The 13,482-nt window shown below is 66.9% G+C and carries 13 protein-coding genes; 11 read left to right on the top strand and 2 right to left on the bottom strand.

Annotated elements, in window-relative coordinates:
• Positions 1-79 precede the first annotated feature (79 nt).
• Positions 80-700, top strand: coding sequence for a 50S ribosomal protein L10 (gene rplJ, locus ACQPYM_RS36640; RefSeq protein WP_360278005.1), 621 nt, complete (start codon positions 80-82; stop codon positions 698-700).
• A gap of 69 nt (positions 701-769) precedes the next feature.
• Positions 770-1,156, top strand: a complete 387-nt coding sequence (gene rplL, locus ACQPYM_RS36635; RefSeq protein WP_433010133.1) for a 50S ribosomal protein L7/L12 — start codon at positions 770-772, stop codon at positions 1,154-1,156.
• A gap of 50 nt (positions 1,157-1,206) precedes the next feature.
• Here rplL and ACQPYM_RS36630 read toward each other — a convergent pair whose 3' ends face one another.
• Entirely contained in the window at positions 1,207-1,779 is a 573-nt protein-coding gene (locus ACQPYM_RS36630; RefSeq protein WP_433010131.1) for a phosphatase PAP2 family protein, read from the bottom strand.
• 34 nt (positions 1,780-1,813) lie between these two features.
• Complete coding sequence (locus tag ACQPYM_RS36625) at positions 1,814-3,277, bottom strand: PhoX family protein (protein WP_433010129.1); 1,464 nt, start codon at positions 3,275-3,277, stop codon at positions 1,814-1,816.
• 438 nt (positions 3,278-3,715) lie between these two features.
• Between ACQPYM_RS36625 and ACQPYM_RS36620 the strand changes: the two genes are divergently transcribed.
• The 9 genes from ACQPYM_RS36620 (at position 3,716) to ACQPYM_RS36580 (ending at position 13,464) form a co-directional block, all read left to right on the top strand.
• The gene (locus ACQPYM_RS36620; protein WP_433010127.1) at positions 3,716-4,663 is read left to right on the top strand and encodes an ABC transporter ATP-binding protein; all 948 of its coding nucleotides are present in this window, start codon (positions 3,716-3,718) and stop codon (positions 4,661-4,663) included.
• A gap of 121 nt (positions 4,664-4,784) precedes the next feature.
• Positions 4,785-5,552, top strand: a complete 768-nt coding sequence (locus ACQPYM_RS36615; protein WP_433010124.1) for an MlaE family ABC transporter permease — start codon at positions 4,785-4,787, stop codon at positions 5,550-5,552.
• Positions 5,553-5,557: 5 nt separating this feature from the next.
• Positions 5,558-6,391: an MlaE family ABC transporter permease gene (locus tag ACQPYM_RS36610; protein WP_433010121.1), complete on the top strand. Its 834-nt coding sequence runs from the start codon at positions 5,558-5,560 to the stop codon at positions 6,389-6,391.
• A 4-nt stretch (positions 6,392-6,395) separates the two neighbouring features.
• Positions 6,396-7,712, top strand: a complete 1,317-nt coding sequence (locus tag ACQPYM_RS36605) for an MCE family protein (protein WP_433010118.1) — start codon at positions 6,396-6,398, stop codon at positions 7,710-7,712.
• Positions 7,709-8,740, top strand: coding sequence for an MCE family protein (locus tag ACQPYM_RS36600; protein WP_433010116.1), 1,032 nt, complete (start codon positions 7,709-7,711; stop codon positions 8,738-8,740). Before ACQPYM_RS36605 ends, ACQPYM_RS36600 begins: the two co-directional genes overlap by 4 nt.
• The gene (locus ACQPYM_RS36595) at positions 8,737-9,753 is read left to right on the top strand and encodes an MCE family protein (RefSeq protein ID WP_433010113.1); all 1,017 of its coding nucleotides are present in this window, start codon (positions 8,737-8,739) and stop codon (positions 9,751-9,753) included. The genes ACQPYM_RS36600 and ACQPYM_RS36595 overlap by 4 nt, the downstream gene beginning before the upstream one ends.
• On the top strand, positions 9,750-10,937 hold the full coding sequence (locus ACQPYM_RS36590; RefSeq protein ID WP_433010110.1) for an MCE family protein: 1,188 nt from the start codon (positions 9,750-9,752) through the stop codon (positions 10,935-10,937). The genes ACQPYM_RS36595 and ACQPYM_RS36590 overlap by 4 nt, the downstream gene beginning before the upstream one ends.
• Positions 10,934-12,175, top strand: a complete 1,242-nt coding sequence (locus ACQPYM_RS36585) for an MCE family protein (RefSeq protein WP_433010107.1) — start codon at positions 10,934-10,936, stop codon at positions 12,173-12,175. Before ACQPYM_RS36590 ends, ACQPYM_RS36585 begins: the two co-directional genes overlap by 4 nt.
• Complete coding sequence (locus ACQPYM_RS36580) at positions 12,172-13,464, top strand: MCE family protein (protein WP_433010104.1); 1,293 nt, start codon at positions 12,172-12,174, stop codon at positions 13,462-13,464. Before ACQPYM_RS36585 ends, ACQPYM_RS36580 begins: the two co-directional genes overlap by 4 nt.
• Positions 13,465-13,482: the final 18 nt, after the last annotated feature.

Raw genomic sequence — 13,482 nt, 5'->3', positions numbered from 1 at the left:
GTTTTCGATTGTGTGGGGTCCTGGCCGGTGCGGCTACTAAGCCCAACCCTGTGTGAACAAGCAGGGCGGAAGGAGACCCATGGCGAGGCCGGACAAGGCAGCCGCCGTCGCAGAGCTCACTGAGAACTTCAAGAGCTCCAACGGCGCCGTGCTGACCGAGTACCGCGGACTCACCGTGGCGCAGTTGCGGCAGTTGCGCACTACGCTCGGTGACGACGTGAACTACGCCGTGGTGAAGAACACGCTGACCCAGATCGCGGCCAAGGACGCGGGTGTGGAGTCGTTCGACTCCCTGCTCGAGGGTCCGTCGGCCATCGCCTTCATCAAGGGCGACCCGGTGGTGGCGGCCAAGGGCCTGCGTGACTTCGCCAAGGCGAATCCCCTTCTCGTCATCAAGGGTGGTGTGCTGGATGGCAAGGCACTCAACTCTGACGAGATCAACAAGCTCGCTGACCTCGAGTCGCGTGAGGTTCTCCTCTCGAAGCTCGCAGGTGCGATGAAGGCGGCCCCGCAGCAAGCGGTGTCGCTGTTCGCTGCTCCGCTGTCGCAGGCCGCGCGCCTGTTCGCGGCGCTGCAGGACAAGCTGCCGGCCGGCGACGCCCCCGTGGCGGACGAGGCTCCGGCTGCGGAGGACGTGCAGGACACGACCGACGCACCTGCCGAGGCGAGCACCGAGGAGACCGCGTCAGCTGACAGCTGACCCGTTCGCTTCACGCAACACCCCATTCAGTGATCACCTAGCAACACTTTTGAAGGAAGGACCGCCAAAATGGCGAAGCTCAGCACCGAAGAGCTGCTCGGTCAGTTCAAGGACCTCACCCTGCTCGAGCTCTCTGAGTTCGTGAAGGCCTTCGAGGAGGAGTTCGGCGTGACCGCCGCTGCTCCGGTGGCCGTCGCCGCCGCCGCGGGCGCCCCGGGCGCCCCGGCCGAAGAGGCTGTCGAGCAGGACGAGTTCGACGTCGTCCTGGAGTCGGCCGGCGACAAGAAGATCCAGGTCATCAAGGAGGTGCGTGGCCTCACGAGCCTCGGCCTGAAGGAGGCCAAGGACCTCGTCGAGAGCGCGCCGAAGGCCATCCTCGAGAAGGTCGACAAGGCTGCCGCGGAGAAGGCCAAGGAGGCCCTCGAGGGCGCCGGCGCCACCGTCACCCTCAAGTGACCTGTGCGGCCTAGCCGCACACCTCGCAGTATCCGCGGAAGGGCGGCCCGTTATCGGGCCGCCCTTCTGTGCGTTCTCATCCAGGCGAGCAAGCTGATCCACCCCGCGGCCCAGAGCCAACCGGCGAGGAGGTCAGATGGGTAGTGGCGGCCCAGTACTAGCTGGGAAAGCCCAACAAGCCCAACCGCAGTGAGTAATAGACCGACGACCCACGCACGACTGCTGTGCAGGATCAGGAGCAGAGCGCCTGCCAAGGCAGCTGTGTTGGCGGCGTGGCCGCTTGGGAAGCTGTACTCCGAGACTGTGTCCGGCAGCGGCCAGAGGTCGGGGCGCGAGCGGCCGACCAGCTCCTTCAGCAGCGGGTTGACCGCCGAGACGACAGCCACCCCCGCGCCGAACAGCATCGCATCAGCAGGCCGGCGCCGGACGAGCAGTACGACGAGCACGCCGACCGCGACAACCCCGAGCGGCAGCAGCTCGGTGGCGTTGCTCAACCCAAGCATCACCTGATCGATCGACTGCCCGGCGTCGTGCACCCGGATCAGCAGGCGCCGCTCGCCCGGTACCGAACCTGCGGCGACAACCCAAGCACCGAGACCTACAGCGGCGCCCCCCGACGCCACCGCAAGGCCAGGCAGCAACCCGCGCACTGGCGCGTCAGACGCCGATCCGTTGCCATGGGCCCCAGATCGCGAAGGACATGCCGCGGCTCGCCTGGATGTTGACGAACAAGGTGTGCCCGTCCGGGCTGAATGTCGACCCGGCGAACTCGTCGCCCGACCGATCCACCCCGGTACTGCTGGTCAGCCGGTTCAGCGCGATGTCCCAGAGCTGGCCACCCCGAGACAGGCCGCGCAGGTAGTTGTCCTGCGTGCTGTCCTCGCAGAGCACCAGGGTTCCGCGCGGGCTGGTCGTCACGTTGTCCGGGAAGTCCAGCGTCGAGCGGTTCGGCGATTGATAGATCAGCTGCAACTTCTCGGCGCGGGTGTGATACCCCCAGATCTGGCCGAAACCGTTGCCATAACCGTTCACCGAGTCCGGTCCGGTCTCCGCCGGCCCGCCACCTTGGGTCGAGGTGAAGTACACGACGTTCTTGTCGTAGACCGTGCCTTCGAGCCGGGAGAAGTACGCCGCGCCCTGCGAACGACCCTGGTTGCCGACGTACACCAGCGCCTGGTCGTTCGTCGTCGGGGCCGTTTGCCCTGGTGTGTAAGGGAAAGTCGGCGCCGGATCGTCGATGTCCACCCATTCGACGTCGTACGTCGCACGCCGCGGCTGGTCCGCGGCCAGGTCCAGGTTCGGGCGACCGCGGACAGCGAGCATCTGCAGCCGGCCCTTGTTGTCCAGCTTGCCGGAACGCATCGGGTTCGTTGCCGGACGGTAGCGATAGAACCCGGAGGGGAACGCGAAGTTGTCCTCGGTCAGATAGAGGATCCCGTCGTGAGGGTCGAACGCGACCGCCTCGTGCGCGAAGCGGCCGGCCCGGGTGATCGGCTGCCGGTTCGACTGGCCGCCCGCCGGTACCTCGAAGATGAAGCCGTGCGGCTTGGTCAGCGCGATGTTCGGCGTACCGGTGAAGTCGGGTCCGACGTCGGGGCCGTTCACCGTTTCCTCGCAGGTGATCCAGCTGCCCCACGGCATGATTCCGCCGCTGCAGTTCATCATCGTGCCGTTCAGGCTGGTGTACGCGTCGCGCACCTCGCCGAAGGGCGTCACCTCGACGGTCGTCGTCCCGCCCTGGGCATTGGCGTCGTACGGCGTACCGGGGCCGAACGGTGCGCCCGGGCTGTTCAGCTCGTGGTTGCGGACCAGCAGCACATTGCCGCCGGACCGCCGGAACGCGCCCATCCCGTCGTGCCGGCCGGGCAGGTTGGTGCCGTCCCGCAGGACGATCGGGAACTCCGTGTCGTGGAACGACCGGTAGGAGAAGCCCTCCGGCAGATGCAGCCGGACCTTGCCGTCCCGCGCGTCCGGGATCGGCCGCAGCGCCCGGAAGGGTGCGTTGCCCTTGGGCTCGGCCAGGGCGTCCCGGGCCACGAAGCCCTGGAACGGTCCACCGGCGAGGACGCCGCCGGCGACCGCCATGCTGCCCCGGAGGAAGGTGCGTCGTTCGATGCTCATTTGGTTGCCCCTCTCAAGCGAACGGCTGCAGATCGACGCTAGTGTCCTGAGTCGGAAGTTCCTGCGCAGCTCCGGCGCCCAGGCACGCACCTCGCGGCGTTGGAGAAACGTCCACGATGCTGCGCATCGAGGACGATTCTCCGCCTTGCGATGCACGCACCTGGACCCCGGAGCTGCTGCAGCAACTTCCGACTCAGGACACTAGCCTTCTGCTCGGCCGGCCGACAGACCTGGAGTTCTTCACCGCCTGGCGGCGGAGAACCGTAGTACGGAGCGTGATCCGGGCGTGACCACAGCGTGACGAATCGGTCATCCAACACTTGACACACAGGGGTTACGTAAAACCGTACTCGTGCGTAACCTAAGCAACCGCGCCCTCGTTGAACCGGCGAAAGCACGTCGGTCGGGGCTTGTCTGAGGAACCCGTGAGGAGGACCGGTGGGCGTAGAGGTCCGTGTCGAGGGACTGACGAAGTCCTTCGGGAGCCAGCTGATCTGGGGCGACGTGTCCCTGACGCTGCCCGCTGGTGAGATCTGCGTCATGCTCGGCCCTTCCGGTACCGGGAAGTCCGTATTCCTGAAGACGCTGATCGGTCTGCTCAAGCCGGACCGCGGTCACGTGCACATCGAGGGCGTCGACATCGCCACCTGCTCCGAGCGTCAGCTCTACGAGGTCCGCAAGCTGTTCGGCGTGCTGTTCCAGGACGGTGCGATGTTCGGCTCGATGAACCTGTACGACAACGTCGCCTTCCCGTTGCGCGAGCACACCAAGAAGTCCGAATCCGAGATCCGCTCCATCGTGATGGAGAAGATGGAGATGGTCGGTCTGGTCGGCGCGGAGAAGAAGCTGCCCGGCGAGATCTCCGGCGGCATGCGCAAGCGGGCCGGCCTGGCCCGCGCGCTGGTGCTGGAGCCCGAGATCCTGCTCTTCGACGAGCCCGACTCGGGTCTGGACCCGGTCCGCACGGCGTTCCTCAACCAGCTGATCATCGACCTGAACGAGATGACCCAGGCGACCTGCCTGATCGTCACCCACGACATCAACACCGCGCGGACGGTGCCGGACAACATCGGCCTGCTGTACCACCGGCACCTGGCGATGTTCGGTCCGCGCGAGATGCTGCTCTCCAGCGAGGAGCCGGTGGTCCGCCAGTTCCTGAACGCGCAGCGGATCGGCCCGATCGGCATGTCGGAAGAGAAGGACGCCGACGAGCTCGCCGCCGAGGCGGACCAGCAGCTGCCGCCGCTGCCCCCGATCCCGATCCAGCAATTGCCCAGCAGCGGCGTACTGCGCCCGACGCAGCGCCCGCCAGGGGAGTGGTGTGAACAAAACGGCGTGACCCCACCACCCGGTTCGTTCGCCGGCGCCACCGTGGGGGTGACGTGAGTTCATCCGTGCTTTTTGCCTCGCCTCCGGCTCGGCGGGTCACGGGGCTTAACTCCCGCCCTTCCCTCGTCGCTCCGGTCGCTTCGCTCCCTCCGCTCCTCAGTCCAGGGCGGGAGGCCCCGTGACCGTCACCGCCCCGCTGAAGCATGCCGGCTCGCTGTTCGCCTTTGCGCTCGATACGGCACGGGCCTCGGTACGCCGGCCGTTCCAGCTGCGCGAGTTTCTCCAGCAGGCCTGGTTCGTGGCCAGCGTGACGATCATCCCGACCGCGCTGGTCGCGATCCCGTTCGGTGCGGTGATCGCGTTGCAGGTCGGTGGGCTGATCAAGCAGTTCGGCGCGCAGGCCTTCACCGGGTCTGCCGCCGTACTGGCCGTGGTCCGCGAGGCGTCGCCGATCGCCACCGCGCTGCTGATCGCGGGAGCCGGTGGGTCGGCGATCTGTGCCGACCTGGGCGCGCGCAAGATCCGTGAAGAGCTCGACGCGATGATGGTGCTCGGCATCGACCCGATCCAGCGCCTCGTCGTACCGCGGGTGCTGGCCACCATGCTGGTCGCGTTCTTCTTGAACGGATTCGTCAGCGTGGTCGGCGTGATGGGTGGCTACGTCTTCAACGTGGTCCTGCAGGACGGAACGCCCGGTAGTTATATAGCCTCCTTCACCGCGCTCGCCCATCTGCCTGACCTGTGGCAGGGCCAGGCGAAGGCGCTGGTGTTCGGCTTCATCGCCGCGGTGGTCGCGTCGTACAAGGGCATGAACGCGGGCGGCGGTCCGAAGGGCGTCGGCGACGCGGTGAACCAGTCCGTCGTGATCACCTTCATGCTGCTGTTCGTCGCGAACTTCGCGATGACGGCGATCTACTTCCAGCTCGTACCGCCGAAGGGGGCCTGACCGTCATGGCCCAGTCCGCCCTCGACGTCCTGGTGAAGAAGCCGCTGAACTCGCTCGACCGGCTCGGTGAGCAACTCGCCTTCTATCTCAAGGCGCTGGCCTGGTCGGGCAAGTCGGTCACCCGGTACCGGCGCGAGATCCTCCGGCTGCTCGCCGAGGTGACGCTGGGCACCGGCGCGCTCGCGGTGATCGGCGGGACCGTCGGCGTGATCACCTTCCTGGCGTTCTTCACCGGCACCGAGGTCGGCCTGCAGGGCTACTCGGCACTGAACCAGATCGGCACCTCGGCCTTCGCCGGCTTCGTCAGCGCCTACATCAACACCCGCGAGATCGGCCCGCTGATCGCCGGTATCGCACTGGCCGCGACCGTCGGCTGCGGTTTCACCGCCCAGCTCGGCGCGATGCGGATCAGCGAGGAGATCGACGCCCTCGAGGTGATGGCGATCCCGTCGCTGCCCTACCTGGTCACCACCCGGATCATCGCCGGCCTGATCGCGGTCGTTCCCCTGTACGTCGTCGGTCTGCTGTCCTCGTACTTCGCCACCCGGCTGACCGTGACGACGTTCTACGGCCAGAGCACCGGCACGTACGACCACTATTTCCATCTGTTCTTACCGCCCGGCGACGTGCTCTGGTCCTTCGGCAAGGTGCTCGTCTTCTCGGTGCTGGTGATCCTGGTGCACTGCTACCACGGCTACCACGCGACCGGCGGGCCCGCCGGCGTCGGCGTAGCCGTCGGCCGCGCAGTACGGACGTCCATCGTCGTGATCAACGTCGTAGACCTCCTGCTCTCGATGGCGATCTGGGGTACTACGACCACCGTCCGGCTGGCTGGGTGATGACATGACCAGACGACTGCTCGGTACGGCGTTCATCGGGATGCTCTGCTTCCTGCTTTGGCTTACCTACGCCTTCTACGCGAAGGTCTTCACCGACACCGTCGACGTGAAACTGCAGACCAGCCACATCGGCCTGCAGTTGAATCGGCATGCGGATGTGAAGTTGCGCGGCATCATCGTCGGTGAGGTGCGGGAGGTGTCCACCGACGGGGACTTCGCGACTGTGCATCTGGCGCTCAAGCCGGACCTGGTCAAGGAGATCTCGAGCCAGGTCAGCGCGCGGATCCTGCCCAAGACGCTGTTCGGCGAGAAGTACGTCGCGCTGGTCCCGCCGGCCGGCGGCGCGGGCCGCGCGATCCGGGCCGGTGACGTGATCTCGCGGGACAAGACCGCGGTCGGCATTGAGATCGAGAAGGTGCTGAACGACGCGCTGCCGCTGCTGCAGGCGGTCGACCCGGCCGATCTCAACGCGACGCTGAACACGCTGGCGACCGCGCTGGAGGGGCGCGGCGAGGAGATCGCCGGCACCCTCACCCAGCTCGACAGCTACCTGAAGAAGCTGAACCCCAACGTGCCGAACCTGATCGCCGCGCTGACCCGGCTGACCCAGGTCTCGCAGCTGTACGGCGAGGTCACGCCCGATCTGGTCCGCGCGCTGCGCAACCTGACCATCACCGGCAACACCGTGGTGGAGAAGGAGAAGCAGTTGCAGACGTTCTTCGCCGACGTCCAGACGTTCTCGGCCACCGGGAACACCTTCCTGAAGGAGAACGAGGACCGGGTGATCCGGCTCGGCGAGGTGAGCCGGCCGGTGCTCGACCTGCTGGAGAAGTACTCACCGCAGCTCCCGTGCTTCCTCAAGGTGATGACGGACACGGCGCCGATCCTCAACGACACGTTCCGCGACGGCGCGCTGCACATCAATCTCGAGCTGATCACCAACCAGCCCACGCCGTACCAGCCGAACGAGCTGCCGAAGTACCGGGATCGCCGCGGCCCGACCTGCGTGGGCAAGAACTACAGCCACCCGGGCGAGAAGCCCGGCCCGTACACGCAAGCCAACCCGGCGCCGTACATCACCGGCGACGACGGCGTGATCGGCGACCACAACAAGCTGACCCGCTTCCCGGTCAACCTGCAGCTGAACCGGGCGATGCCCGGCTTCGCGGCGGACACGGGTGGCGCCGGTACGCCGGCCGAGCAGAAGGTGATCGACTCCTTCGCCGGACCCGCGATGGGCGTACCGGCCGGCGAAGTACCGGATCTGACCACGTTGATGATCGGCCCCCTGGTCCGCGGAGGGCAGGTGAACCTCAAATGAAACTGCTGGACAAGAAGACCTCGTTCGACACCGTGCGGCTGGCGATCTTCGTCGTGGTCACCACGATCGCGACCGCGCTGCTGGCCGTCACCATCGGCAACATCAGCTTCAACGCGACCACGAAGTACCGGGCCGTGTTCACCGACGTGGTCGGGCTGAACAAGGGTGACGACATCCGGATCGCGGGCGTCAAGGTTGGTCAGGTCGACAAAATCGCCCTGTACCAGGACAAGCTTGCGATGGTCAGCTTCAGCGTCGACTCCGACCAGGTGATCGACACCAGTACCCGCGCGACGATGCGGTACCGGAACCTGGTCGGCAACCGCTATATCGCGCTCACCGACGGCGTCGGCGGCGGCACCCGGATGAAGGCGAACGGGATCATCGACCAGAGCCGGACCGCGCCCGCGCTGGACCTGTCGGTGCTGTTCAACGGGTTCAAGCCGCTCTTCACCGCGCTGACCCCCAAGGACGTGAACCAGTTCGCGTTCGAGGTGATCAAGGTGCTGCAGGGCGAGGGCGGCACGATCGAGAGTCTGCTGGCCAGGACGGCGTCCCTGACCACCACGCTGGCCGACTCCGACCAGGTGATCGGCGACCTGATCATCAACCTGACCTCGACCCTGCAGATCGTCTCGCAGCGGCAGCAGAACTTCTCCCAGCTGCTGGTCAACCTGCAGCAGTTCATCACCGGGCTGAGCCAGGACATCAACCCGATCCTCAACTCGATCGGCTCGATCAACTCGCTGAACACCAAGACGGCCGGCCTGCTGCAGCAGACCCGGGTCCCATTGAAGGCGGACCTGGACCGGCTGCGTCAGGTGTCCACCACGCTCGACGACACCCAGGCGATCTGGGTCAAGACGCTGCAGAACATGCCCGGCAAGCTCGAGACGATGACCCGGACCGCGTCGTACGGGTCGTGGTTCAACTTCTACCTGTGCGGCTTCGACGGCAACGTCACGCTGCCGCTGGGCACCAGGATCCCGATCAGCCACGACGTCAACTCGGCGAGGTGTGCCAAGTGAAGCCGTTCCGCGAACAGAACCAGGTCACCATCGGGGTGGTCGGGCTGACCGTGCTCGGCCTGATCATGCTGGCCTCGTTCAAGGTGCAGGACCTGCCGCTGATCGGGGGCGGGACCAAGTACTCCGCGCAGTTCTCCGAGGCCGGCGGGCTGAAGCCGAAGGACGAGATCCGGGTGGCCGGCGTCCGGGTCGGGCAGGTCCGCAAGGTCGAGCTGGCCGGCACCCACGTCCGGGTCGAGTTCGTCGTCGACCGTGGGGTGAAGCTCGGCGACAAGACCGGCGCCGAGATGAAGATCAAGACGCTGCTCGGGCAGAAGTACCTGAAACTCGACCCGGCGGGAGAGGGCGAGCTCAAGGAGGGCTCGGAGATCCCGCTGAGCCGGACGATCTCGGCGTACGACGTCGTCGACGCGTTCACCGATCTGGCCAACACCACCGAGCGGATCGACACCGCCCAGCTGGCCAAGGCGCTGGACACGTTGTCGACGACCTTCAAGAACACCCCGGAGGAGGTGCGGGCGTCGCTCACCGGGCTGTCCCGGTTGTCGCGCACCGTCGCCAAGCGGGACGAGGAGCTGAAGAAGCTGCTCCAGCACTCCGACGTGGTCACCAAGATCCTTGCCGACCGCAACCAGCAGCTGATCAAGCTGATGAAGGACGGCAACACGGTCTTCCAGGCCGTCCAGGCGCGCCGGGCGCTGATCCACCAGCTGCTCGTCTCGACCCAGAAGCTGTCCGCGCAGATCACCGCGCTGGTCCGGGAGAACCGCAAGGACCTGGCGCCGACGCTGACCAAGGTGAACGCCGTCCTGGCCACGCTGCTGAAGAACCAGAACTCGCTGGATGCCAGCATCCGCGGGCTCGCGCCGTACGCGCGGGTCTTCACCAACACGCTCGGTACGGGGCCGTGGTTCGACACGTACGTGCAGAACCTGGTGCCCGTCCCGGAGATCCCGCTGCCGCAGGTGCCGCTGGGGTTGCCGCCGGTGCTCACGGGAGGTGGCAGCCGATGAAGCTCGCCTCGTTGTCCCGGCTCATCGCCTTCGGCGTCGTCGTCGTGGTGCTCGCGGTCAGTGTCATCTCGTTGTGGCCGCAGCCCGAGCGGGTGTCGGCGACGGCGTTCTTCCCGCGGACTGTCAGCATCTATCCGGGCTCCGACGTCCGGATCCTCGGCATCAAGGTCGGCGAGATCGAGAGCGTGACGCCGGCCGGGCGCGCAGTACGGGTGAAGTTCTGGTGGGAGGCCAAGCACAAGGTGCCGGCCAATGCGAAGGCCGTGATCGCGTCTCCGTCGATCGTTGCCGACCGCTACGTTCAGCTGACTCCGGCGTACTCCAAGGGCGCGGTGATGGCCGACGGCGCGCTGATCCCGCTGGAGCGGACCGCCGTACCGCTCGAGCTCGACCAGATCTACCAGAGCCTCAACGACGTGTCCGTCGCGCTCGGTCCCAAGGGCGCCAACGACCAGGGCGCGCTGTCGCGGCTCCTCGACGTATCGGCGGCCAACCTCAACGGCCAGGGCGCCAAGCTGAACCAGACCATCACCGATGTGTCGACGCTGACCCAGACGCTGGCGGGCAACTCCAAGAGCCTGTTCAGCACCGTGCGGCAGTTGCAGACCTTCGTGTCCGCGCTGGCCGCCAACGACACCCTGGTGAAGCAGTTCAACGCCAACTTCGCGGCCACCTCGACCACGCTGGCCGGTGAACGCCAGGACCTGGCGGCCGCGCTGTCCACGCTGGCGACGGCACTCGGCGAGGTCGCCGCGTTCGTCAAAGACAACCGCGCGTTGCTCAAGACCACGATCTCCGGTGCCACCGACATCTCCCAGATCCTGGTCAAGGAGAAGGCCGCGCTGGCCGAGATCATCGACACCGCGCCGCTCGGCCTGGGCAACCTGGCCCGCGTCTACAACCCGCAGTACGGCACGCTCGACCAGCGGGTCAACCTGGCCCAGCTGGACGACCCGGCGACCTTCATCTGCTCGCTGCTGCTGCAGGCCAACCAGCCGCTGTCGACCTGCTCCGCACTCAAGCCGGTCTTCGACGCGTTGCCGAAGCTCCCGCTGCTGACCAGCATCACCGGCTCCGGAGGCCCAGCCGGTACGCCGTGGGCGCCTGCCCCCGAGCCCAAGCTGCCGAGGCCCGACCCGGTCGACGAGACGCTCGGCGGCCTGGTTCCCGGAGAGTCCCGATGAGGCGGCTCCGCAGTACCGCGCTCGTGGCCGGTGTCGTCGCGATGGCGACCCTGCTGAGCGGGTGCGACTTCAGCGTCTACTCCCTGCCGTTGCCGGGTGGCGCCAAGATCAAGGGGCCGTCGTACACGGTGACGGTGGAGTTCGCCGACGTACTGGACCTGGTGCCGAAGTCGTCGGTGAAGGTGGACGACGTCACGGTGGGCACGGTCGAGAAGGTCTGGCTGGACGGGTACGTCGCCAAGGTCCGGGTCAAGCTGCCGAAGAGTCTGGAGCTGCCGGACAACGCGCGGGCCACGATCCGGCAGACCAGCCTGCTGGGCGAGAAGTTCGTCTCGCTGGCGCAGCCGTCGGGCAGCGAGAAGCCGCACGGCCGGCTCGACAACGGCGAACTGATCCCGCTGTCGCGGACGACCAGCAACGTCGAGGTCGAGCAGGTCCTGTCCGCGCTGTCGCTGCTGCTGAACGGCGGTGGCGTCGCCCAGCTGCAGATCATCACGCAGGAGCTGAACAAGGCGCTGACCGGCAACGAGCCGGCCATCCGCAGCGTGCTGACCCAGCTGAACACGTTCGTCGGCACGCTCGACCAGAACAAGCAGAAGATCGTCACCGCGATCGCCGCCGTCGACCAGCTGGCGAAGAAGCTGAACGCGCAGAAGGCGACCCTAGCGACCGCGATCGACTCGCTGCCGAAGTCGATCGCCACCCTGGATCGGCAGCGGGCCGCGCTGGTCAAGACGCTGCAGGCGCTGGCCAGCCTGGGCAACACCGCGACCAGGGTGATCACCGCGTCGCAGAAGGACCTGGTGGCGAACCTGCAGTCGCTCTACCCGATCCTGACCAAGCTGGCCGAGGCCGGTGAGAACCTGCCCAAGTCGCTCGAGCTGTTGCTCACCTACCCGTTCCCGGACGCGGCGGCCAAGGCGGTGAAGGGTGACTTCACCAACCTCGAGATCACCCTGGACGTGAACACCCGGATGGCGTTGCAGGGCATTCTCAACCTGAACCTGCCGAGCAGCGGCATCACGCTGCCGACCCTCCCGATCAACGTCCCGCTGACCAACCCGCCGAAGTTCCCGACCAGCTCGTCCAGTGGTGGCCTGCCGCCGCTGCCGGTACCGACCGGGACGGCGACCACCTGCGTCACGCTGCTCGGCCTGCCGGTCTGTACGCCGAAGCTGAACCGGTCCGCGTTCGATCCCGAACTCGCGAAGGTCCTGATGCCGGGGGTGGCCAAGTGATCACCAGAACGGTCCGGATCCAGCTGATGGTCTTCCTGCTGATCACGCTGGTCGGCGTCTCCTACGTGGGCGGCAAGTACGCGCAGGTCGACGAGTTGCTGTTCGACAACGACTTCACGGTCAGCGCCAGCTTCGCCGAGTCCGGCGGCATCTTCTCCGGCGCCGAGGTGACGTACCGCGGCCAGCCGGTCGGGCGGGTCGGCGAGCTCCGGCTGCTGTCCGACGGCGTCGAGGTCGACCTGGACATCGAGAAGAAGACCAAGATCCCGAACGACCTGCTCGCCGTGGTCGCGAACCGGTCCGCGATCGGCGAGCAGTACGTCGACCTGCAGCCGCGACGCGACAGCGGCCCGTACCTGCAGGACCGCTCGAAGATCTCCCGGCAGGACACGGTGCTGCCGATCGACACCACCGAGCTGCTGCTGAACCTGGACCAGCTGGTGAACTCGGTCGACAAGAAGAGCCTGCAGACGACGGTCAAGGAGCTCGGCGCCGCACTGCGCGGCAGGGGCACCGACCTGCAGAAGATCATCGACAGCTCCGGCTCGCTGATCAGCGACGCGGACGCGAACATCCTGCAGACGATCAAGCTGATCAACGACGGCAACACCGTGCTGGCCACCCAGGTCGGCAGCGGCGACGCGATCAAGACCTGGGCGAAGAACCTGGCACTGCTGTCCGACACGCTGGTCAGCTCGGACGCGGATCTGCGCTCGGTGATCGACAACGGCAGCGGTGCCAGCACCCAGCTGACCGCGCTGATCACGGAGAACAAGGCCGACCTCGCGGTGCTGCTGGGTAACCTGCTGACGGTGAGCGAGCTGACCGCAGTACGGCTGGACGCAGTGGAGCAGTTGATGGTGGTCTACCCGGCCGTGTCGATGGGCGGGTACGTCGTACCGGCCAAGGACCCGGGGACCGGGCACTACGACGCGCATTTCGGGTTGGTGCTCGGCTTCAGCCCGCCGGCCTGCCGGGCCGGTTACAACGGGACCGACAAGCGCGTTCCGCAGGACACCACCGGCAAGCCGGCCAACACCAAAGCAGGCTGTACGGCGCCGCCGGGATCGGGAGTCAACGTGCGTGGTGCGCAGAACAAGCCGACCCCGTCGTCACGGGCGGACGCGAACCGGATCGGGTACGGCATCGGGTACGACCCGGCGACCGGCATCGCCGGCGGCAAGGGCGGGATGCCGGAAATGGTGCTCGGCTCGACCGGGGGCCAGGAGGCGTTGCTCGGCAAGGACTCGTGGAAGGCCCTGCTCCTCGGACCGGTGAGTGGCAAGTGACCGCCGCCGTACGGAGAG

Origin of the sequence: Kribbella sp. CA-294648 (assembly GCF_050943845.1) — a bacterium.
In the GTDB taxonomy this organism is placed as follows: domain Bacteria; phylum Actinomycetota; class Actinomycetes; order Propionibacteriales; family Kribbellaceae; genus Kribbella.
Note: the sequence above shows the minus strand (reverse complement) of the source record. Positions and strands in the feature narration are given on the sequence as shown.